Raw genomic sequence first — 21290 nt, 5'->3', positions numbered from 1 at the left:
GGGTCAGGGCAGGGTGAGGGTGGTCCGCTCGGCGACGGCGCGGGCGCCGAGACGACTGGCGTCGGCGTGTGCAACCAGGACCGTGGAGGCGCTCGCGGTCAGCGGGGCCAGGAGCCAGTCGACCGGGTCCGGGTAGCGGTCAACGTCGATCAGGACCCGGGTGCCGGGGGTGAGCCCGAGGTCCGCGGCGCGCGCCACGGCCCGGGCGGCCAGGCCAGCCTGGTCCGGCCCGCCGGGCGGAGGCGCCCCGAAGTGGTCACCGTGCGTCCGTACCTCGGCGGCGAAGTCGGCGTACCCCGGTGGCACCTCCCGCAGTGGCCGGGCGAACGGGTCCAGCGCGAGCAGGTAGCGGTCCCCGGCGCTGGCGTCCTCCGCCTCGGCGAGCCGGCCGGTGGCGACGAAGAGAACGTCCACATCGTCCGGCGGGTCGGCCACCGTGAGGCCGGCCGACCAGCATCCGAGCAGCACGGCGGCGGTCTGCCAGTGCGGGGGCAGGAGCACCCCGGCGGTATCGCCGGGCGCGAGTCCCACCCCGTCGACCAGCAGGTTGGCGGTCTTGGCCACCCAGTTCGCGCAGGTCGCGCCGGAGAGTTCGGTGCGTTCGCCGGTGGCGTCGTCGTACCAGGTGAGCAGCGGTCGGGTCGGGTCGGGTGCGATCGCGTCGGCGAGGACCCGGGCAAGGTTGTCGGCCATCAGCGCGAACGATACGCTCCGCCGCCCGGAGCCGAGGCGACGACGACTTGGTGCGGCGCCGGGTCGCAGTCCCCGCCGGGGCGGGGGCGCGGCGTAGGCTTACGGCGAAAGTGTGGTACCGCACACCCCCGAGTGCAAGGAGTCGCCCCTTGACCGCCGGCAGCCCGCCCCGTGTGCTCATTGACGCCACGAGTGTTCCCGCCGATCGTGGCGGCGTCGGTAGATACGTTGATGGCCTGCTCGGTGCGCTCGGGAAGGTCTGCGGCACCAGCGTCGACCTGGTCGTGGTCAGCCTTCGGACGGACCTCGAGCGCTACTCCCGGATGCTGCCCGGGGCGGAGGTCATCCCCGCCCCGGCCGCGGTGGCGCACCGGCCCGCGCGGCTTGCCTGGGAGCAGACCGGTCTGCCGCTGCTCGCCCAGCAGGTCGGCGCCCAGGTGCTGCATTCGCCCTTCTACACCTGCCCGCTGCGAGCGGGCTGCCCGGTCACGGTGACCGTGCATGACGCCACCTTCTTCACCGAGCCGGAGCATTACGACAAGTCACGTCGCACCTTCTTCCGCAGCGCGATCCGGACGTCGCTGCGCCGTGCCGATCGGGTGATCGTGCCCAGCAAAGCCACCCGGGACGAGCTGATCCGGCTGTTGGACGCCGACCCGACCCGGATCGACGTCGCGTACCACGGTGTTGATCATGCTGCGTTCCACGCCCCGAGCGCCGAGGAGAAGGCCCGGGTCCGGGCTCGGCTGGGGCTCGGCAGCCAGAGCTACATCGCGTTCCTCGGCGCCAAGGAGCCCCGCAAGAACGTCCCCAACCTGATTCGGGGCTGGGCGCGGGCCGTGGCGGACCGGCACCAGCCGCCGGCTCTGGTGGTCGCCGGGGGGCAGGGACACGACGACGAGATCGATCGTGCGGTCGCCGAGGTGCCGTCACACCTGCGCCTGCTCCGCCCCGGCTACCTGCGCTACGCCGACCTGCCAGGTTTCCTCGGTGGGGCATTGGTCTCCGCCTACCCGTCGTACGGCGAGGGGTTCGGCCTGCCGATCCTGGAGGCGATGGCCTGTGCCGCCCCGGTGCTGACGACGCCCCGGCTCTCCCTACCCGAGGTGGGCGGCGAGGCGGTCGCCTACACCAGCGAGGCACCGGATCAGATCGCCGCCGACCTCGTCGCGTTGCTGGACGACGAGCACCGCCGGCTGGCGCTGGCCCAGGCCGGTTTCGACCGGGCCAAGGAGTTCACCTGGCAGTCCAGCGCCGAGGTGCACCTCGCCGCCTGGTCGCGGGCCCGGGCGTGAACGGGGCGCCGGTTCGGCTGACCCCGCGGCCTCAGTCGATCGGTTCAGGGAGAATGTGCGGGTGATCTACGCCGTCATCCCGGCGGGTGGCAGCGGCACCAGGCTGTGGCCGTTGTCCCGCGCCGGGCATCCAAAGTTTCTTCACCCGCTCACCGGGTCCGCTGTGTCGCTGTTGCAGGCGACTGTGGAGCGGCTCGGTCCGCTGGCGACGCCGGAACACACCTTCGTGGTCACCGGCCTGGCACACGCCACCGCGGTGGCCCGCCAACTGGCCGGGATGCCGGAGCAGAACATCCTGGTCGAGCCGTCGCCGCGGGACTCGTGCGCGGCGATCGCACTGGCCGCCGCCGTGATCGCCCGGCAGGAGCCGACCGCGGTGATGGGCTCGTTCGCGGCGGACCATCTGATCGGTGACCCGGCCGGGTGGCGGGAGACTGTTCGCCAGGCCGCCCAGGGTGCCGAGCAGGGGCTGCTGATGACCGTGGGGATCACCCCGGCCTGGGCGGAGACCGGCTACGGCTACCTGGAAACCGGGGAGCCGACCGGGGCCGGATCGCTGCGCCCGGTGGTCGAGTTCAAGGAGAAGCCGGACGCCGAGGTGGCGGAGGCGTACCTCCGATCTGGGCGGCACCTCTGGAACGCCAGCATGTTCGTGTGGCGGGTGGATGTCTTCCTCGCCGAGTTGGCCCGACAGCAGCCGGCACTGCATGCGGGTGTTCTCGAGATCGCCGCCGCCTGGGGCACCGAGAAGCAGGACGAGGTGCTCGGCACGGTCTGGCCGACGCTGCCGAAGATCTCGGTTGACTACGCGGTGATGGAGGGGGCGGCGACCGCGGGCCGGGTGGCGACCGTCCCCGGCGACTTCGGCTGGAACGACGTCGGCGACTTCCACACCCTCGGCGAGGTCCTGCCGGCGGATGCGGCCGGCAATATGGTCCTGGGCGGGGAGGCGAAGTCCGGTGTCCTGTTGCGGGACAGCACGAACCTGGTGGTTGTCCCGCACTCGGGACGGCTCGTCGCGACGGTCGGGGTGCATGATCTGATCGTGGTCGACACCCCGGACGCGGTGCTGGTCTGCCCGCGTGACCGCGCCCAGGATGTGAAACAACTCGTTGACGAGCTCAAGGAGCGGGGTGAAGCGGGGCTCGTCTGAGCGTCGCCAGGGCCGGCGTGATCAGCTGGGCGGTCCCGCCGGCCAACGGAGTCGGAAGCTGGTGTGGCGGGAACCAGCCCAACTCCTCGGACTCCTCGCTGACCTGGGCCTGCGCGCCTGGCGGGGCGAGGACGGCGAAGCGTACGTCGTAGTGGAATGACCCGCCCTGGCAGGCGACCGGATGGATGTCCACGTCGATCGGTACCGGATCGATCCGCAGGCCGGTCACGCCGGACTCCTCGGTGGCCTCCCGCAGCGCCGCCCCGGCCAGTGTCGAATCGGCGGGCTCGCAGTGCCCGCCGAGCTGCACCCACCGGTGGAACTTGCCGTGCAGGCAGAGCAGCACCCGGGAACCGGTGGCGTCGAGCACCAGCGCGCTGGCGGTGACGTGGCCGGCCCGGTGCGTCCGACTCATCGCTTCCGGCCCGGCGGCGAGGAGGTCCAGCGTTCGGTCTCGGGCTTCGGCGGCGGGCACCGAGGTGGGTGTCCAGCCACGCAGCACGGTGAGAGCGTCGGCGTGCAGGGCGGGATTGGGCGGCGCGTCGGCTGGGAGATCCGGCGTTGACAAGGGGCCTCCTGACGTTTCGGGTGCGCCCGCAACCCTACGGGTGCGGTGTTCGTACGCTTGGCCGGTGACTCTGCGACTCCTGGAATTCGTGGTGGGCGACAACGAGGCCAGTGATCTACTCCCGGTGCGTTCGCCGGTGCTGCTGCGGGCCCACGGTGCCCGGCGTGGGTTCTGGACGGTGCTGGACGAGGGCCCGGTCGAGCGGTGCCTCGCGCTGCTCCTGGAGCTTGCCGACGGCACCTGGACGGCCCAGCACGTGATCGCCGACGCCGGAGCTGAGAACGGCCGGACCGAGGACGGTGAGGCGTTGGCCCACCACGACGGCTGGGTGTACGTCTTCGGGTCACACTTCGGGTCGAAGGCCGGCCCGCTGCGTCCGCGGCGGGCGTTTGTGGCCCGGTTCCGGGAGCAGGACGCCGCCTGCGGCCTGCTGCCGGTGCAGGTGGTACGCAACCGGTTCCGGCTGCACCGGGTGGTGAACGACGCCCTGCGCAAGGCCCCGTTCGCGTCGCTGCCGCCAGGAGACCAGGTCCGTTCCCGGTTCATCGGCGCCACCGTGGCGCGGGGGACCGCCCGGTCCAAGGGCTGGGTCGAGCGGCTGAGCGCCGACGACCTGCCGCTGAACGTGGAGGCGGTCGCCTTCACCCCGGCCGGCACGGCGCTGCTCGGGCTCCGGTTCCCGGTCACCGCCGACGGCGACCCGATCCTGGTCGAGTTGGCCGGCGTACCCCGGCTCTTCGCGCCCAGTCCGACCTGGCCGGAGGCGTTGGGCGGATACGTGCTGACCGGGGTGACCCCGCCTGGCGCGCTGGCCGGCTTCCGGGCGATGGCGCCCACCGCGGACGGCGGCTACGCGGCGGTGATCGGTTCGATCGACGCGCTCGGGAAGGGCTCGGTGCTGCTGGCCGACCACCCGGCCGGTGGGGAGGTGACCTCCCGACACGTCCGCTTCCGGCTTCCGGGTCAGGGGCACCGGATCACCGGTGAGTTGGTCGCCGACCTCGCGCCGTTTCACCACGTCGAAGGGCTTGCCGAGCTCGACGGGAGCCGGTATTACGTCACGGACGAGGACCATCGGGTCGCCCTCTGGGTGGGCTGACCCCCGGCCGGGTCGCGGGCAGGCGCCCCGCGACCCGATGCCACCTGCCCTAGAGCGCCAGGGCCGCGGTGGCGGAGGTCCCGGGTGGGGGCGGTAGCAGGGTCGACGGCAGGCCCTCGGCGGCGAGGGCGGCGCGCAGGCGGTGTACGTCCGCACCGAACCGGACCAGCCCGAACGGGTCCACCGGCGTCGGCGGGGCGGCGAGGAGCAGGGTGTTCGCCGTGACCGGCCAGCCCGGTATCGTCCCGGCCAGCTGGTCGTGGGCCGCCGGGTCGGTGACGTGGGTGAAGACCGTGCCGGGGGCTGCGGTCGTGCCGACGGTGGCGATCGCCCGGTCGATCGCCGCCGGGTCGGGTGACGTCGCGCCGGTGCGGTTCGGCAGGGTGGCGGCCTCGGCCAGCCCGGTGGCCCGCGCCTCGGCAGTGCCGAGCGAGAACAGGTCCATTGACGAGTCCCGGATCAGGGCCCTGGCCCCGAGGCCGTCGTCGGCCTGCGGGGTGGCTGGGTAGCCGCGTACGACCGCGACCGGCACCTGGTCGCACTTGCCCTTGACCAGTTCGCCGGCGCCAGCCAGTTCGTCAACCACCGCCATCTGGGTGAGTTCCAACTCGTTGCCGTACGGGTCGACCTCACCCCGGTGGTCGTGGATGGCGTCGAGGCCGGCGACGCCGAGCGCGACATCGGTGAGCCCGTTGCGCCACGGTCGACCCATGGTGTCACTGATGATGACCGGCACGTCGAGGCCGTACCGGTGTCGGAGGGCGGCACGTAGTGCCCGGGCGGAGGCGTCCGGGTCAACCGGGAGCAGCACCAGCCGGGTCTTGTCGACGTTGGAGGCGTCGATACCGGCGGCGGCCATCACGAAGCCGTGGTGGGTTTGGACGATCCGGGTCGCACCACGGGCGGCGACCACCCGCGCGGTCTCCGCCGCCAGCACCTCCGCGCGGGCCACGAGCCGCTCCGGCCCGTCGGCCGGGACGTCCACCAGCCGGCCCTCCGCCTTCGAGACGACCTTGCTCGTCACCACCAGGATGTCGCCGTCGCGTAGCCACGGCGCCGCCGTGACGATCATGGCGGCCAGGTCGTCGCCTTCGGACACGTGGCCGATGCCGGGTACCGGCATGATCTCCAGGTTCACATCAACCCCACCGCGGCCTGGACCATCGCCGTGGTCGCCACCTCGTCCGTCATCCACAACGGTGCCGCGTGGACCGTCACCCCCGGCACCGCCGTCGCCGCGTCCTCCTCGGCCACCAGCCAGCCGTCGAGGAGACCGCCGCCGGCCCGTCCACCATAGAGGCCACCCACCCCGGCGGCGCTGCACTCGACCCCGAGCACGGCCAGGCATCGGTCGGCCATCCCGCGGACCGGCGCGGCGCCGATGATCGGGGACACGCCGACCACCGGGGCCGGACCCGCCGCGACGGCGTCCCGCACCCCGGGCACGGCCAGGATCGGGGCGATGCTCACCACCGGGTTGCTCGGCGCGATCAGCACCAGGTCCGCCGCGGCGATCGCCTCGGTCACTCCCGGCGCCGGCTTCGCGTCCTCCGCGCCGACGAAGACGAACCGGTGCGTGGGCAGCTCGGCCCGGTGCCGTACCCACCATTCCTGGAAGTGGAGCGCCCGCTGGCCGCCGTCGAGGTCGACCACCGCGTGGGTCTCCAGGCGGTCGTCGGTCGCCGGTAGCAGGTGTACGCCGGGCTCCCAGCGGGTGGCCAGCGCGGCGGTGACCTGGTGCAGTGGGTAGCCCGCCGTGATCTTGGTGGTGCGGACCAGGTGGGTGGCGAGATCTCGGTCGCCCAACCCGAACCAGGCCGGCTCCGCCCCGTACGCGGCCAGTTCCTTCCGCACCGTCCAAGTCTCCGCGACGCGTCCCCAGCCACGCTCCGGGTCGGCGCCCCCACCCAACGTGTACATGACACTGTCCAGGTCCGGGCAGACCTTCAGACCGTGTAGATACAGGTCGTCGCCGACGTTGACCACGGCGGTCACCTCGGCGCCGATCGCCCGGGCGTAAGCCCGCACCCCGAGCAGGAAACGGGCGCCGCCGATTCCTCCGGTCAGAACCACGATGCGCATGCCGTCCATCCTCGCCTACCCGCGGCCTTCGGGCGTTGGGCCACCCAAGAGACTAGGCTCACGTCGGCAGTTGTCCGCTTCCGCTCGTAGGGGGATACCGTGACCAGCCCTGTCGAACCGGCGTCCACCGAGCCGACGCCGGCCCGTCAACTGACCCAGCCGTTGCGTGAGCCGGTGGCGCTCGTGCTCCTCGGCGCGAATTCCCTCCTCCTCTTTGTCGGCCTGCTTCGGCTCCTGACCTCGGCCACCTCCGCCGCCGGGCGGGCCGGCAGCGCGGCGATCACGTTCACGAGCATCGAGGTGATCGTCCTACCGTTGCTGGCGGTCCTGCTCGCGACCCACCTGCACCCGGTGCTTCCCCGGGCGAAGCTGATCACCCAGGTGGCGTTGGGCCAGTACGCCTTCAGCGCGTTCTTCGGCACCCTGACCTTCCTGATCTGGTCCGTTGACCGGCTGGTTTCGGCGGTGTTGCTCGAGGCGTTCCTCGGTTTCCTGAGCCAGCTGGCCGGGCTGGGGCTGCTGCTGGTGGCCGGGTTCATGGTGTATCGGATCTGGCGGCGGCTCTACTACGTGCCCAAGCCCAAGCCCCAGCCCGGGGTTTACGGCGCTCCCCAGCCCGGCTGGCCGGCTCCGCCCCCCGGTGGGCAGCCGGGCGGCCAGCCCGGTTGGCCCGGCCAGGGTGCTGGTTGGCCGGGCCAGGGCCCGGGCCCGGGCCCTGGCTGGCCCGGCGCCGGCCAGGGAAGTGGTTGGCCCGGCGGCGGCCAGGGTGCTGGTTGGTCCGGCCCGGGTCAGGGCGCTGGTTGGCCCGCTCCGCCCCAGCCCGCTCCGCCCCAGCCCGGTGTGGTCTACGGCCAGCCGGCTGCGCCGCACGCCGGGACGTCCCCGCCGTTCGGGCAGCCGCCGTCGGCGGAGCCGAACCAGGCCATTCCCCGCCAGTCGGTTGAGCCCCCGGCGCCGTCACCCGATGAGGACCGCACCCGGCGGATCAATCCGTCCGACAGCCCCGACTGACCACGTTGGCCCCGGCCCGCGGCGGTCCGGGCGGTGCAGTGATCAAACCGGCAGGGCGGGGAGGCGGGTGGAGCGCCTACGCTGAGCGGATGGTTGATCGCACGGAGCCGGCCCCCACCGAGGCGAGTGTGCGGCGGGCCCTACGTCGAGCGGCGTCTGGGCGGGCGCTGGACGCCGACGAGGCGACGGCACTGCTGAATGCCCGGGGCGCCGCGCTGGACGAGTTGCTGGGGGTCGCCGCGGCGATCCGGGACGCGGGGCTGCATGCGGCCGGTCGGCCCGGGGTGGTGACGTACTCGAAGAAGGTCTTCATTCCGCTCACCCGACTCTGCCGGGATCGGTGTCACTACTGCACCTTCGCCACGGTGCCGCACCGGCTACCGGCGGCGTTCCTCGACCGCGACGAGGTGCTGGCGATCGCCCGGCAGGGCGCGGAGCTCGGCTGCAAGGAGGCGTTGTTCACCCTCGGTGACCGGCCGGAGGAACGCTGGCCGGCGGCGCGCCAGTGGTTGGACGAGCGTGGCTACGACTCGACCCTGGACTACCTGCGCTCCTGCGCGGTGGCCGTGCTGGAGGAGACGGGCCTGCTGCCACACCTCAACCCGGGGGTGCTCAGCTGGTCTGAACTGCAGCGGCTCAAGCCGGTCGCGCCGAGCATGGGCATGATGTTGGAGACCACCGCCACCCGGCTGTGGTCCTCCCCGAAAGGCCCGCACTACGGCTCGCCGGACAAGGAGCCGGCCGTTCGGCTGCGGGTCCTGGCGGACGCCGGTCGGGTGAATGTGCCCTTCACCACCGGTGTCCTCATCGGGATCGGGGAGACCCCGGCCGAGCGGGTCGAGGCGCTCTTCGCGATTCGCCGGTCCCACCGGGAGTACGGCCACCTCCAGGAGGTGATCGTGCAGAACTTTCGGGCCAAGCCGGACACGGCGATGCGTGGGATGCCCGACGCGGAGCTGCACGATCTCGCCGCCACCGTCGCGGTGGCCCGGGTGCTGCTCGGTCCCCAGGCCCGCCTCCAGGCGCCACCGAACCTCATTGCGGGCGAGTACGATCTGCTGCTGCGCGCCGGCATCGACGACTGGGGCGGCGTCTCGCCGTTGACCCCGGACCACGTCAACCCGGAGCGGCCCTGGCCGCAGCTCGACGAGCTGTCCCGCCGCACCGAGCAGGCCGGATTCGCGCTGCAGGAGCGGTTGACGATCTACCCGGAGTACATCCGCGCCGGTGACCCGTGGCTCGACCCGCGCCTGCTGCCGCACGTTGCGGCCCTGGCGGACCCGGCGACCGGGCTGGCGGTGCCCGGTGCCCGCCTGACGGGGCGGCCGTGGCAGGAGCCGGACGAGGCCTACGGCGGGCGGGTGGACCTGCACACCACCATCGACACCACCGGCCGTACCACCGATCGGCGGGGCGACTTCGATCAGGTCTACGGCGACTGGTCGATGGTGGCCGACCGGGTGGGCGCCGGAGCGACCGTCGGGGTAGGCGATCACGACCTGCGGGCCGGTCTGCGCCTCGCCGCCGACGATCCGGCGGCGCTGCTGGAGCCCGCGCAGACCGCTGCGGCGCTGGCGCTCTTCGCGGCGGATGGCCCGGCGTTGGACCAGCTGTGCCGAATCGCCGACGAGGTACGCCACGACGCGGTCGGCGACGAGGTCACCTACGTGGTCAACCGCAACATCAACTTCACCAATGTCTGCTACGTGGGCTGCCGCTTCTGTGCCTTCGCACAGCGTGAGCGGGACGCTGACGCGTACCGGCTCTCGGTTGATCAGATCGCGGACCGGGCCGAGCAGGCGTGGCGGGCCGGAGCCAGCGAGGTGTGCCTTCAGGGGGGTATCGACCCGAAGCTGCCGGTGACGGCCTATGCCGACCTGGTGCGGGCGATCAAGACCCGGGTGCCGGGGCTGCATGTGCACGCCTTCTCCCCGATGGAGGTCGTTACCGCGGCCGGTAAGGCGGGCGTCTCCATCCGGGAGTGGCTGACCGCGCTGCGGGAGGCCGGGCTGGACACCATCCCGGGTACCGCCGCCGAGATTCTCGACGATGAGGTGCGCTGGGTTCTCACCAAGGGCAAGCTGCCGACGGCCGCCTGGGTCGAGGTGGTCACCACCGCGCACGAGCTGGGGATTCGGTCCAGCTCCACGATGATGTACGGGCACGTTGACCATCCCGCGCAGTGGCTTACCCATTTCCGGGTGTTGGCCGATACGCAGGACCGTACGGGTGGCTTCACCGAGTTTGTCGCGCTGCCGTTCGTACACACCAACGCCCCGATCTATCTGGCGGGGATCGCCCGTCCGGGGCCTACCTGGCGGGAGAATCGGGTGGTACATGCGATGTCCCGGCTGCTGTTGCACGGTCGGATCCACAACATCCAGTGCTCGTGGGTGAAGTTGGGTGACGAGGGGAGCGCCGAGTTGCTCCGGGGCGGCTGCAACGATCTGGGCGGGACCCTGATGGAGGAGACGATCTCCCGGATGGCGGGCTCCGGCAACGGGTCGGCCCGGACCGAGGAACAGTTGATCGCGATTGCGGCAGCGGCCGGGCGGCCAGCGCGCAAGCGAACAACCGCGTACGGCCACCGGGCCGGGTAGCGCCGGACCTTCCCCACCGCCGGCCGTGGAACCGGGGCCGGCGGTGGCCCGCCTGGGTCTTCCGCAGGGTCGCCGTTCCACTTGGTGGGAGCCCATGTCGGACGTCCGGGATATTCCTCCCTCATGGACGAAAGTCTGTTTTCTCTTTCCTGGACGAGACTCCAGTGGCCTGGCCGGCGGCCAGGCCAGATCCCCGTCTTCATCGGCTGTCCACCATGTGGATGGTGGTTGCACCCCTCGGTCACCCTGGGCGGCGGGCATCGTGGTGGCGGGATAGCCTGGGCGGCACCAAGATCAATGTGTCGGTTCGGTGGGTTGGCTGGACGGGTGTTCGGTGCCGCGCCACGGAGAAAACTCCGGCAACTCGCCGGGGTGGGCGTTACCCGGCGGGGGTCTGAATCGGTAGGGCAGGTTGCGAGGCCGGGAGACCGGATGGGCCGGACCGGGTGAGGTTTGGAGGGCAACCCCATTATCAAGTTTGGCTTGACGGCGCACGAATGACACGCGTGTAATTTGACTGGGGTTTGTTCGCGAAACACTACATTTCGGTACCGGACGGACAACACGCCTTTCGCGTGGGGGGTTGCAGCGGCGACGACGCCGGTGCGCGACAAGGAGGCATTGGATGGACGGCCAGCTCGAGGCGGCCGACCTGCTCGGAAACGAGCCGGAGTGGCAGGAGCGGGCACTCTGCTCGCAGACCGATCCGGAGGCGTTCTTCCCCGAGAAGGGCGGCTCGACCCGTGAGGCAAAGCGGATCTGCTCGCGCTGCGAGGTCAAGACCGAGTGCCTCGAATACGCGCTCGGTCACGACGAACGGTTCGGCATCTGGGGCGGTCTCTCGGAGCGGGAGCGCCGCCGGCTCAAGCGGCGTGCCGCCTGACAACAGGGTGGATCCGGGGTAGTGGGGGCTGCCCCGGACCGCCGCCGTGGCCCCGACCGTGCAGGCGTCGCGGGAGCGGGCCGATGCGCGACGCGCGGTCCAGCCACCGCGGCCGGGCTCAGGCCAACTCGTCCGGGTCGGCTCCGAGTAGGTTCGCCACCTGTTCGATGATCACGTCGTGGACCAGGTCGGCCAGGTCCTCACGGTCCATCGCCCGAAATTCGAGCGGCCGGCGGTAGAGGACGATCCGTGGCGGCATCTCCTGTCGGCCCGGTCGCCCCGGCAACAGGCGGGCGAGGGGCACAGCGCCATCCTCGAGCACGTCCGAGTCGTAGACATTCAGCTCCGGCGGCACATCCTCCACCGCGAACTCGACGCCGGCCAGTTCCTTGGCGAAACGCCGTTCGAGGGTCTCCACCGTGTCCAGCACCAGTTCATCGAAGACCTCGGCCTTTGTTCGGGCCAGCGGCACCGTCGCCGGCACCAGACGACCGCGCAGGCCACGTCCATGACGGTCGCGGCGGGTGCGTCGGCCGGTGCCGGGGCGGCGGTGTTCCGGGCTTCCCATGCGCCCAGGGTAGTCTCCGGCCGGTGCTGTCCCACGGCAGCCGGGGCGCACTGGCGCGCCGGATCCGAATGGCTGAAATGTGATCACCAAGACGGGCGTGTCGAGTCGCGAACCGGTGCGCCGGAGCCGGTAATGGAGATACCCTGCCGCGGTGAGGTCACCACGGCGCTGCACCCGAAACGGCTGCCCCCGGCAAGCAGTCGCCACATTGACCTATGTCTACCACGAGTCCACCGCCGTGGTGGGGCCGTTGGCTGCTTTCGCCGAGCCGCACACGTACGACCTCTGTGAGCCGCACGCGCGCAGTCTGACCGCGCCACGGGGCTGGGATGTCGTCCGGCACGAGGGGGAGTTCGAGCCGCCGCCGCCCACGACCGACGACCTGGTCGCTCTCGCCGAGGCGGTCCGCGAGGCAGCCCGCCCGGTAGCCCCTCGCCCCCCGGAGGACGGCACCGACCCGGGGGCCGCGGCGCCATCCACCGGGCGTCGCGGTCACCTCCGCGTGATTCCCCCCAGTCACTGACCGCCGCCGCCGGCGGTCGGCGGGGATGGCGAACCAGGCCAGCAGCTCGACAGCAGCATCACCCGGTCTGTCATGGTTGACGTGGCTCGTCCGGTAGGTCGTTAGTGCGGCGGGCAAGGGTGGAGCGAAGGAGGAAGCGCAGGCCCTCCGGGGCCTCCAGGGAGAATCCGCTGCCACGGCCGGGAACGACGTCGATCGTGAGCGTCGTGTGCTGCCAGCGGTCCCACTGGGCGCGCGAGATCCAGAACTCGACTGGCTCTGGCACGCCGTCCACCATCAGCGCGGCCAGCCGGATGTCCGACGAGCCGGTGCGGAACTCGCCGGCGGGGTAGCACATCGGCGCGCTGCCGTCACAGCAACCACCCGACTGGTGGAACATCAACGGTCCGTGCTGCCCCCGCAGCGACCGGATCAGCTCGGCCGCTGCGGGGGTCACCGCTACCAGGTGGCTCATCAGAAGAAGCCCAACTTCTTAGGGGCGTAGCTGACCAGCAGGTTCTTGGTCTGCTGGTAGTGGTCCAGCATCATCTTGTGGTTCTCCCGGCCGATTCCGGACTGCTTGTACCCGCCGAACGCGGCGTGTGCGGGATACGCGTGGTAGCAGTTCGTCCAGACGCGTCCAGCCTGGATAGCCCGTCCCGCCCGGTACGCCGTATTGATGTCCCGGGTCCAGACGCCGGCGCCGAGCCCGTACAAGGTGTCGTTGGCGATCTTCACCGCGTCGTCGAGGTCGGCGAAGGAGGTCACCGACACCACCGGGCCGAAGATCTCCTCCTGGAAGATTCGCATCGAGTTGCTGCCCTCGAAAATCGTTGGCTCGACGTAGTACCCACCGGAGAGCTCACCGTCCAGCTGCGCCCGTGCGCCACCGGTCAGCACCCGGGCGCCCTCCTGCCGGCCGATGTCCAGATAGGAAAGAATCTTTTCGAGCTGGTCGTTGGACGCCTGCGCGCCGACCATGGTCGCGCTGTCCAACGGGTGCCCCGGCCTGATCTCCCGGGTCCGCGCGACGGCCGCCGCCAGGAAGTCGGCGTAGTGGCCCTGCTGGATCAGCGCCCGCGACGGGCAGGTGCAGACCTCGCCCTGGTTCAGGGCGAACATGGTGAAACCCTCGAGCGCCTTGTCGCGGAAGTCGTCCGACGCGGCGCTGACGTCGTCGAAGAAGATGTTCGGACTCTTGCCGCCCAGCTCCAGGGTGACCGGCCTGATGTTCTCACTGGCGTACTGCATGATCAGCCGCCCGGTCGTGGTCTCGCCGGTGAACGCCACCTTGGCCACCCGCGGCGAGGAGGCCAGCGGCCGGCCCGCCTCGACCCCGAAACCGTTGACCACGTTGACCACACCCGGCGGCAACAGGTCAGCCACCAGGGAAAGCAGATAGTGGATCGACGCGGGCGTCTGCTCGGCGGGCTTGAGTACCACCGCGTTGCCGGCGGCGAGTGCCGGGGCGAGCTTCCAGGTCGCCATGAGCAGTGGGAAGTTCCACGGGATGATCTGCCCGACCACACCGAGCGGCTCGTGGAAGTGGTATGCGACGGTGTCATCGTCGATTTCGGCGAGGGAACCCTCCTGGGCCCGGATCACGCCGGCGAAGTAGCGGAAGTGGTCGATCGCGAGCGGGATGTCTGCGGCGAGTGTCTCGCGGATCGGCTTGCCGTTCTCCCAGGTCTCCGCGATCGCCAGGGCCTGCAGGTGCTCCTGCATCCGATCGGCGACCCGGTTGAGCACCAGGGCGCGGTCGGCGGCCGGGGTACGGCCCCAGGCCCCGGCGGCACCGTGCGCGGCGTCGAGCGCTCGCTCCACGTCCTCGGCGGTACCCCGGGCCACCTCGCAGAAGGGCTGCCCGGTCACCGGGGTCGGGTTCTCGAAGTACCGCCCGCCATGCGGCTTGACGTACTCGCCACCGATGAAGTGGTCGTAGCGGGACTGCCAGTGGGTGGGCGCGTCGTAACGCGTCATGGGGTACCTCCGCCGTCGATGAGGAGTGGACGGCATCGAACTTATGTTTCTCGACGTTGCAGCGACGTTGCACGCGGAACGCCGTACTCCCGGGCGAGCTGGCGGGCCCGCGCCAGGGCGAGCGGCCGACGCGGGGCGCCCGGCGGCAGCGCCCGCGCCAGTGCCTCCCAGGCGGTCAGGTCGTCCGTGCCGGCGGGGGTCGCGGTCCAGGAGACCAGCAGTGCCGGATCCGCGGCCGCCAACACGGCGGCCCGGAGTTGTCCGTCGACCAGCCGGCGCAGTCGGGCCACTCCCGGCGCATCCGAGCCGGGCAACAGGCTCCCGGCGTACGCGTCGATCCCACCCGCCGGGTCGCCCCGTTCCAGCCGGTCGGTGACGGTACGGAAGTCGGCCCGTACCCGGCAGCGCAGTCGGTACGGGCGGGAGTCGAGCAACTCCGGGCCGAGTACGCGGCGTAGCCGGGACAGCTCGGCCCGGAGGGTGACCGGGTGCAGCCGGTCCTCGCCGTACAGGTCGAGGGCGAGCTGTTCCCCGGTGCGCCCCTCCGGGTGGTCCACCAGTAACACCAGCAGTTCGCTGTGCCGCCGGCCCAGCCGGATCCGGCGGCCACCGACCCGTAGCTGAGCCTCGTCCCGGCCGAGCGCGGCCACCTGCACCACCTCCGGCTCGACCTGGGTCATCCCGGCCAGGAACGCCTCGGCGGCCCGGGCGGTGGCCCGGACCAGGGCCAGGCTCTGCGGAGTGGCGAGGTGATCACCACCGGTGATGTCGACCGCCCCGAGCATTCGACCGGTGGCCGGATCATGGATCGGCGCGGCGGCACAGGTCCAGCGCTGGGCGCGGCGGCTGAAATGTTCGGTGGCGAAGATCTGCACGCTGTGGTCCATGGCGAGAGCGGTGCCGGGTGCGTTGGTGCCCGCGTGCGTCTCGTCCCAGCGGGCACCGGGCACGAAGTTCATCTGTTCGGCCCGGCGCAGTACCCCCGGGTGCCCCTCCACCCAGAGCAGCCGGCCGTGGGTGTCGCAGACCGCCATCAGGTGTGCGCCGTCCTGGGCGATCCCACCGAGCAGGTCTCGGAAGATCGGCAGCACCGGGGCCAGCGGGTGCCCGGCCCGGTAGCTCTCCAGCATGTCGTCAACGAGGTCAACGGGTGGGGTGCCCTCCGGGTCCAGTGGCATCGACCGTTCCCACGACCGGCGTACCACCTCCCGCACCCGCTGCGGCCTCGCCCCGGTGAGAAAGGCCGCGTGGGCGGCACCCACCTGCGCGATCCGCTCCGCCGGATCGACGCCGATTTCCAGGGCGAGCCACGGGTCAGCCATCGGCGACCTCCTGGCGCCCATCGTGACCCAGCTCACCCCGGATCGCCAAGTGATGTGTCGTCTACGCTGCTAGATGTGGAGTCCATCGCCTTCCATGTCGCCTCCCGCCCCGCCCACGGTGCGCAGGAGCTGATCGTGCGCCATCCGTACGATGGCCGTGTTGTCGCGCGTACCACCTTCGCCACCGGTGATCAGGTCGAGGCGGCCGTCGCGGCGGTAGCCGCGGTGGCCCCGACGGCCGCGGCCCTCCCCGCCTACCGGCGTGCGGCGGCTCTGGAGCATGTCTCCCGGCGGCTCGCCGAGCGGGCCGACGAGGTGGCGGCACTGATCACCGCCGAGAACGGCAAGCCGGTGAAGTGGGCGCGCGCCGAACTGGGGCGGGCGGTCGAGACGTTCCGGTGGGCCGCCGAGGAGGCCCGGCGCTTCTCCGGTGAGCTGCAACGTCTGGACACCGACCCGGCCGCCGCCGGCCGGCTGGCTCTGGTCCGGCGGGCACCACGGGGCCCCGTGCTGGGGATCTCCCCGTTCAATTTTCCGCTGAACCTGGTGGCGCACAAGGTCGCGCCGGCGATCGCGGTCGGCGCACCGATCATCGTCAAACCGGCACCGGCCACTCCGCTGTCCGCGCTGCTTCTCGGTGAGCTGCTGGCCGAGACCGACCTGCCGGAGGGGATGTTCTCGGTCCTGCCGCTCCCCAACGAGCAGGCCGCCGGCCTCGTCGCCGACCCGCGGCTGCCGGTGGTGTCGTTCACCGGCTCCGGCCCGGTCGGCGCGGCTATCCGCCGTTCGGTACCGGAGAAACACGTCACCCTGGAACTGGGCGGCAACGCGGCCGTGGTGATCTGCGAGGACTGGAGCACGGAGGAGGATCTGACCCACGCCGCGCAGCGGATCGCGACGTTCTCGAACTACCAGGCCGGCCAGTCCTGCATCGCGGTGCAGCGGGTCTACGTGCACGAGTGGCTCTACGACGGATTCCTGCCCCGCCTGGTCGCGGCGGTGCGGGCGCTGCGCACGGGTGATCCCTCGTCCGAGCTGACCGAGGTCGGTCCGCTGGTCTCGGAGTCAGCCGCCCGCCGGGTCGAGGAGTGGGTGGACGAGGCGGTCGCGGCGGGCGCCACAGTCGAGGTCGGTGGGCGCCGGGTCGGGGCCGCGTTCCCGCCCACGGTGCTGTCCGGGGTGCCGAGGGACGCCAAGGTCAGTGTGGAGGAGGTGTTCGGACCGGTGTTGGTGATCGCCCGGGCGAGCACCGACGACGCCGCGTTCGCCGCGGTCAACGACTCGGCGTACGGGTTGCAGGCGGGCGTTTTCACCCACCGGCTGGACACCGCGTTCCGGGCCGGGCAGGTGCTGGAGGTGGGTGGGGTGATCGTCGGGGACGTGCCGTCGTTCCGGGCCGACCAGATGCCGTACGGCGGGGTGAAGGGCTCTGGCGTCGGGCGGGAGGGGGTTCGCAGTGCGATGGACGACTACACCGAACCCCGGGTCCTGGTCCTCACCGACATCGCCGGTTAGGTCTGCGCCGGTCAAGGTCTGCGCCGGCTTGGTCGGGCCGCCGCCGCGACAGGCCGCCGCCCCTCGGGCGGGCCCGCGTCGGCCCGTCGGCCCGTCGGCACGGGACGCCGGCGGGCCAAGCGTCGGTTGTTCGCGGTAGTAGCCTGACCGGCGAATCCCGGCAGCGAGAAACGGCGAGGTGATCATGGCGGTGTGGCGCTCCACGGCACGGCTCGCGGCGGTCTGCGTGGGTGCTGGCACCCTGCTGGCGCTCGGTGTGTCGCCCGCGCAGGCCGCCGAGGACACGGTGCGGGTCAGCGCGGCCGGGAAGTTCAGGGCCGGTGATTCGGCGGAGGAGGTCGTGGTCGAGGTGCGCAAGCGCACCGAGGGCTGCGTACAGCTGCAGGCCGCGCTCACCCTCTACCTCGAGGGCCTCCGGCCGGATCAGGTGCGGGTGCAGGTCAATGCCGGGGGTAGGTGGCTTCCGGTGGAGCTCTCGGCCGGTCGGGGCGGGGTGGCCACCGCCGCGGCCTCGCCAGAGAACCCGCAGCTCTGCAGGGGCAAGCGCGTCAAGCTGCGGTACGAGGTGGCGTTCGCGGCGGACACGGTGGACGGGCAGCTCACCGTCGTCGGTGAGGCCGTCAGCCCGGACGGTCAGGTAATCGGTCGAGATTCCGACGCCGCCAAGGTGATCGGCGGTAGCCCCGCCGCGGCTCCGACGCCCAGCGCCACGCCGGTGCCGACCGTCGCGGCGACGGCGGCCGCAACTACGGCGGCGTCAACGGCTGTTGACGCGGTAACCGATCCGGGGGGTGACGCGGACAGCGCGGCACCGGCGCGGTCGTCCGGCGGTTCGGGTTTCCTCTACGCCGGCCTGGCCATGGTCGCGGTCGGCGTCGTCCTGATCATCCTGCTGGTCCGGCGGTTCCGGGAGGACCGGTCGGTTCCCGCCGGCGGCACCCACCCCCCTGCCGGGTACGGGTATGCCGGCCCCGGTCAGCCGCCGGGCATCCCGCCGGTGCCCCCAATTCCCGGCCAGCGCGGGCCGGGCGCGCCGGCACCGGACGACCGCACCCGGTTCATCCCCCGGCTGCCGGACTGAGCTGGGTACTGTCAGCTCTTCGGCTGGGCCGGAGCGATCGTCCGTGCTCCGATACGCTCAGGCCGTTGACGACGCCAGCGCGAGGAGCGGAGCACGGTGACTGACCTGTCCCAGATCGTGAAGGCCTACGACGTGCGTGGGGTGGTGCCGCACCAGTGGGACGAACAGGTCGCGGAGGTGCTCGGCGCCGCCTTCGCCCAGGTTCTCAACGCTGGCGGGGAGCCCGGTGACGCGGTGCTGATCGCGCACGACATGCGGGACAGTGGGCCCGGGCTCGCGGCGGCCTTCGCCACCGGCGTCCGGACCGCCGGCCGGGGGGTCATCGAGCTGGGCCTGGCCTCGACCGACATGCTGTACTACGCCTCCGGATCGCTTGACCTGCCGGGGGCGATGTTCACGGCGAGCCACAACCCGGCCGGGTACAACGGCATCAAGATGTGCCGCTCGGGTGCGCGTCCGATCGGGCAGGACAGCGGTCTGGCCGAGATCCGGGCGCGGGCCCAGGCGCTGCTGGACGAGGGTGCGGCCCCGCCGGTGGGTGGGGCGAGCGCGCCGGTCCAGCAGCGCGACCTACTCGCGGACTACGCGGCGTACCTGCGCAAGCTGGTTGACCTGACCCGGATTCGACCGCTGAAGGTCGTGGTGGACGCCGGTAACGGCATGGGCGGTTACACGGTCCCGACGGTGCTCGGCGATGCCGCGCTGGCCGCGTTGCCGCTCGAGATTGTGCCGCTCTACTTCGAGCTGGACGGCGCCTTCCCCAACCACGAGGCGAACCCGCTGGACCCGAAGAACCTGGTTGACCTGCAGCGGGCCGTGCGGGCCGGCGGGGCGGATATCGGCCTGGCGTTCGACGGCGACGCGGACCGCTGCTTTGTGGTCGACGAGCGTGGGGAGCCGGTGTCGCCGTCGGCGATCACCGCGCTGGTCGCCGCGCGGGAACTGGCCAAGCACCCCGGCTCGACGGTGATCCACAACCTGATCACCTCGGCTGCCGTACCGGAGATCATCCGGGAGAACGGTGGGCAACCGGTCCGGTCCCGGGTCGGGCACTCGTTCATCAAGGCCGAGATGGCCCGGACCAACGCCGTCTTCGGCGGCGAGCACTCCGCGCACTACTACTTCCGGGACTTCTGGTTCGCCGACACCGGGATGCTCGCCGCGATGCACACCCTGGCAGCGCTGGGCGAGCAGTCGTTGCCGTTGTCGGTGCTGGCCGGAGAGTACGAGCGGTACGTCGCCTCCGGCGAGATCAACTCGACCGTCGAGGACCAGGCGGCGCGGGTGGCCGAGGTGCGGGCCGCGTACCCGGACGCGGAGGTTGACGAGACCGACGGCCTCACCCTGCGTTTCGCCGACCGCGCCTGGTTCAACCTACGGGCCTCCAACACTGAACCGTTGCTGCGACTCAACGTCGAAGCCCCGACCCGGGAACGCATGGCCTCGCTCCGCGATGCGGTGCTCGACCGGGTTCGCCGATAAGATCCCGTGCGCCGGTCGGCGCCACCGACCGGTAACCCAGAGGTGGAAGGAGCCGCGCCGTGGCCCTAGATCCGCAGTTGCTGGAGATTCTCGCCTGCCCGGACACACATCACGCCCCACTCGACTATGACGCCGACGCGCAGACGCTCACCTGTACCGAGTGCGGCCGGATCTTCGAGGTCCGCGACGATGTGCCGGTACTCCTACTTGATGAGGCGCGCGGCGGCCCGGCGGAGCGGTCGTGATCGACGGTACGGCTGGCGTCAGCGGCCACCAGGACGTCGACGAGGCCCGGCTGGACGATCTGGCCGCGCTCATCGAGCGGGACCCCGGTGGGATGCTGCGGCACATCGCGTCCGGCGGGGCGCAGGTCCGCGAGTCGGCCGCCCTCGCCGCCGAGGCCAACCTGTCGGTGTTGGCCGACGAGGGCCGTCCGCGCGCGGTGGTTATCGCGGGAATCGGCACGGCCGGGCGTACTGGTGACGTGCTGGCGACGGTCGCCGGGCCGCGCTGCCCGGTGCCGGTGATCCCACATCGCAGTGCCGGCGTGCCCGGCTGGGTGGGCGCCGCCGACGTGGTGATCGCGGTCAGCGCCTCTGGCCGTAGCCCGGAGGCGCTTGGGGCGGCCGAGGCGGCCCACCGGCGGGGCGCCCGCCTGGTCGCGGTCGGTGCCCCGGATTCCCGGCTACAGTCGGTCGCGGAGCGGGCCCGAGCGCCGTTCATCCCGGTACCCCGACGGGCCCCGGCGCGAGCGAGTCTCTGGGCGCTGACCGTGCCGGTGCTGCTGGCCGCCCGGATGCTCGGTCTGGTCAAGGTCAACGAGGCGGATCTGGCGGAGACCGCGGCCCGCCTGGACGCTGAGGCTGACCGGTGTCGGTCGTCCGCTGAGTCCTTCGTCAATCCGGCCAAGTCCCTCGCGCTGGGTCTGGCCGGCTCGATTCCGATCGTCTGGGGGTCGTCCCCACTGGCCACCGTCGCGGCCCGCCGCTTCGGCGACACGCTCTCGGCGAATGCCCGGTACCCGGTTGTCTCCGGGGCGCTCGGCGAGGCCGGGCGCGGCCGGGTCGGCCTGCTCGACGGGGTCTTCGGCGGGTTGGCTGAGGGGGAGCGGGACATCTTCGCCGATCCTGACCTCACGGCGACGGTGGGGACTCGACTGCGGCTGGTGCTGCTGCGTGACGGCGGCCTCAACCCGGAGGACGACGCCGACGAGCCGCTTGCGGTTGAGGAGCGGCGTGCCGACGCGGTCCAGACCCTCGCCGAGCGGCGGGGGGTGCGCGTTGACGTGGTCACCGCCGAAGGCGGCTCGGCGCTGGAGCGGCTCGCCTCGCTGGTGGCGGTGCCGGACTTCGCCTCGATCTATCTTGCGCTGGCGCATGGCCTGGATCCGATGGCCGTTCCCGCGGTCACCGAGATGAAGGAGTTGGCCAATCAGTGAGCGCAGGTAGGGCCGCCG

General features: G+C 71.8%; 20 protein-coding genes. 12 read left to right on the top strand and 8 right to left on the bottom strand.

Going from position 1 to position 21290, the window contains the following annotated elements; translation table 11 throughout:
* Positions 1-3: 3 nt before the first annotated feature.
* A complete protein-coding gene (locus tag H0524_RS09950) occupies positions 4-693 on the bottom strand; it encodes a TIGR03089 family protein (RefSeq protein ID WP_180198365.1) in 690 nt (229 codons plus the stop codon).
* A gap of 149 nt (positions 694-842) precedes the next feature.
* Here H0524_RS09950 and H0524_RS09945 point away from each other — a divergent pair, with 149 nt between their 5' ends.
* Together H0524_RS09945 and H0524_RS09940 are read left to right on the top strand one after the other, a co-directional pair.
* On the top strand, positions 843-1988 hold the full coding sequence (locus H0524_RS09945; RefSeq protein ID WP_026184987.1) for a glycosyltransferase family 1 protein: 1146 nt from the start codon (positions 843-845) through the stop codon (positions 1986-1988).
* Between the two features lie 55 nt (positions 1989-2043).
* The gene (locus H0524_RS09940; RefSeq protein WP_180198364.1) at positions 2044-3141 is read left to right on the top strand and encodes a sugar phosphate nucleotidyltransferase; all 1098 of its coding nucleotides are present in this window, start codon (positions 2044-2046) and stop codon (positions 3139-3141) included.
* Here H0524_RS09940 and H0524_RS09935 read toward each other — a convergent pair.
* Positions 3110-3709 (bottom strand): NUDIX hydrolase, encoded by a 600-nt coding sequence (locus H0524_RS09935; protein WP_180198363.1) that lies wholly within the window; start codon positions 3707-3709, stop codon positions 3110-3112. The genes H0524_RS09940 and H0524_RS09935 overlap by 32 nt on opposite strands.
* Positions 3710-3773: 64 nt before the next feature.
* Here H0524_RS09935 and H0524_RS09930 point away from each other — a divergent pair, with 64 nt between their 5' ends.
* On the top strand, positions 3774-4808 hold the full coding sequence (locus H0524_RS09930; protein WP_180198362.1) for a hypothetical protein: 1035 nt from the start codon (positions 3774-3776) through the stop codon (positions 4806-4808).
* Between the two features lie 49 nt (positions 4809-4857).
* Here the strand turns inward: H0524_RS09930 and H0524_RS09925 are convergent, their stop codons facing one another.
* Positions 4858-5946 carry a coenzyme F420-0:L-glutamate ligase gene (locus tag H0524_RS09925; protein WP_180198361.1) on the bottom strand — a complete coding sequence of 363 codons (1089 nt, stop codon included), beginning with the start codon at positions 5944-5946 and terminating at the stop codon, positions 4858-4860.
* Positions 5943-6890 (bottom strand): 2-phospho-L-lactate transferase, encoded by a 948-nt coding sequence (gene cofD, locus H0524_RS09920; protein ID WP_180198360.1) that lies wholly within the window; start codon positions 6888-6890, stop codon positions 5943-5945. The genes H0524_RS09925 and cofD overlap by 4 nt, the downstream gene beginning before the upstream one ends.
* Before the next feature lie 99 nt (positions 6891-6989).
* Between cofD and H0524_RS09915 the strand changes: the two genes are divergently transcribed.
* The 3 genes from H0524_RS09915 (at position 6990) to H0524_RS09905 (ending at position 11384) form a co-directional block, all read left to right on the top strand.
* Entirely contained in the window at positions 6990-7901 is a 912-nt protein-coding gene (locus H0524_RS09915) for a hypothetical protein (protein WP_180198359.1), read from the top strand.
* An 89-nt stretch (positions 7902-7990) separates the two neighbouring features.
* Positions 7991-10501, top strand: coding sequence for a bifunctional FO biosynthesis protein CofGH (locus tag H0524_RS09910; protein WP_180198358.1), 2511 nt, complete (start codon positions 7991-7993; stop codon positions 10499-10501).
* Positions 10502-11126: 625 nt separating this feature from the next.
* Positions 11127-11384, top strand: coding sequence for a WhiB family transcriptional regulator (locus tag H0524_RS09905; RefSeq protein ID WP_018218664.1), 258 nt, complete (start codon positions 11127-11129; stop codon positions 11382-11384).
* Positions 11385-11502: 118 nt separating this feature from the next.
* Here the strand turns inward: H0524_RS09905 and H0524_RS09900 are convergent, their stop codons facing one another.
* Positions 11503-11952: a metallopeptidase family protein gene (locus H0524_RS09900; protein ID WP_018727238.1), complete on the bottom strand. Its 450-nt coding sequence runs from the start codon at positions 11950-11952 to the stop codon at positions 11503-11505.
* A 151-nt stretch (positions 11953-12103) separates the two neighbouring features.
* On the opposite strand from H0524_RS09900, the gene H0524_RS09895 reads away from it, so the two are divergent.
* Positions 12104-12475 (top strand): DUF3499 domain-containing protein, encoded by a 372-nt coding sequence (locus tag H0524_RS09895; protein WP_026322755.1) that lies wholly within the window; start codon positions 12104-12106, stop codon positions 12473-12475.
* 70 nt (positions 12476-12545) lie between these two features.
* Here the strand turns inward: H0524_RS09895 and H0524_RS09890 are convergent, their stop codons facing one another.
* Genes H0524_RS09890 through H0524_RS09880 form a run of 3 tightly spaced genes read right to left on the bottom strand, consistent with a single transcriptional unit; the run spans position 12546 to position 15756 of the window.
* On the bottom strand, positions 12546-12929 hold the full coding sequence (locus tag H0524_RS09890) for a DUF779 domain-containing protein (protein WP_180198357.1): 384 nt from the start codon (positions 12927-12929) through the stop codon (positions 12546-12548).
* Positions 12929-14434 (bottom strand): aldehyde dehydrogenase family protein, encoded by a 1506-nt coding sequence (locus tag H0524_RS09885; protein WP_180198356.1) that lies wholly within the window; start codon positions 14432-14434, stop codon positions 12929-12931. Before H0524_RS09885 ends, H0524_RS09890 begins: the two co-directional genes overlap by 1 nt.
* A 41-nt stretch (positions 14435-14475) precedes the next feature.
* The gene (locus tag H0524_RS09880) at positions 14476-15756 is read right to left on the bottom strand and encodes a GAF domain-containing protein (protein ID WP_180198355.1); all 1281 of its coding nucleotides are present in this window, start codon (positions 15754-15756) and stop codon (positions 14476-14478) included.
* Between the two features lie 75 nt (positions 15757-15831).
* On the opposite strand from H0524_RS09880, the gene H0524_RS09875 reads away from it, so the two are divergent.
* The 5 genes from H0524_RS09875 (at position 15832) to H0524_RS09855 (ending at position 21272) form a co-directional block, all read left to right on the top strand.
* Positions 15832-17271 (top strand): aldehyde dehydrogenase family protein, encoded by a 1440-nt coding sequence (locus H0524_RS09875; protein WP_180198354.1) that lies wholly within the window; start codon positions 15832-15834, stop codon positions 17269-17271.
* A 178-nt stretch (positions 17272-17449) separates the two neighbouring features.
* Entirely contained in the window at positions 17450-18352 is a 903-nt protein-coding gene (locus tag H0524_RS09870; RefSeq protein WP_180198353.1) for a hypothetical protein, read from the top strand.
* Positions 18353-18448: 96 nt separating this feature from the next.
* A complete protein-coding gene (locus H0524_RS09865) occupies positions 18449-19834 on the top strand; it encodes a phosphomannomutase/phosphoglucomutase (protein WP_180198352.1) in 1386 nt (461 codons plus the stop codon).
* 59 nt (positions 19835-19893) lie between these two features.
* On the top strand, positions 19894-20079 hold the full coding sequence (locus H0524_RS09860) for a Trm112 family protein (RefSeq protein WP_018218673.1): 186 nt from the start codon (positions 19894-19896) through the stop codon (positions 20077-20079).
* Complete coding sequence (locus tag H0524_RS09855) at positions 20076-21272, top strand: SIS domain-containing protein (RefSeq protein ID WP_180198351.1); 1197 nt, start codon at positions 20076-20078, stop codon at positions 21270-21272. The genes H0524_RS09860 and H0524_RS09855 overlap by 4 nt, the downstream gene beginning before the upstream one ends.
* Positions 21273-21290: the final 18 nt, after the last annotated feature.

It is taken from the genome of Salinispora sp. H7-4 (assembly GCF_013416675.1).
GTDB lineage: Bacteria > Actinomycetota > Actinomycetes > Mycobacteriales > Micromonosporaceae > Micromonospora > Micromonospora vitiensis.
Note: the sequence above shows the minus strand (reverse complement) of the source record. Positions and strands in the feature narration are given on the sequence as shown.

What these genes read in the sequence shown, in the direction of transcription:
- H0524_RS09890 (WP_180198357.1), bottom strand. Translation starts at nt 12,929, where the DNA reads ATGAGCCACCTGGTAGCGGTGACCCCCGCAGCGGCCGAGCTGATCCGG.
- H0524_RS09885 (WP_180198356.1), bottom strand. Translation starts at nt 14,434, where the DNA reads ATGACGCGTTACGACGCGCCCACCCACTGGCAGTCCCGCTACGACCAC.
- cofD (WP_180198360.1), bottom strand. Translation starts at nt 6,890, where the DNA reads ATGCGCATCGTGGTTCTGACCGGAGGAATCGGCGGCGCCCGTTTCCTG.
- H0524_RS09900 (WP_018727238.1), bottom strand. Translation starts at nt 11,952, where the DNA reads ATGGGAAGCCCGGAACACCGCCGCCCCGGCACCGGCCGACGCACCCGC.
- H0524_RS09905 (WP_018218664.1), top strand. Translation starts at nt 11,127, where the DNA reads ATGGACGGCCAGCTCGAGGCGGCCGACCTGCTCGGAAACGAGCCGGAG.
- H0524_RS09950 (WP_180198365.1), bottom strand. Translation starts at nt 693, where the DNA reads ATGGCCGACAACCTTGCCCGGGTCCTCGCCGACGCGATCGCACCCGAC.
- H0524_RS09910 (WP_180198358.1), top strand. Translation starts at nt 7,991, where the DNA reads ATGGTTGATCGCACGGAGCCGGCCCCCACCGAGGCGAGTGTGCGGCGG.
- H0524_RS09880 (WP_180198355.1), bottom strand. Translation starts at nt 15,756, where the DNA reads ATGGCTGACCCGTGGCTCGCCCTGGAAATCGGCGTCGATCCGGCGGAG.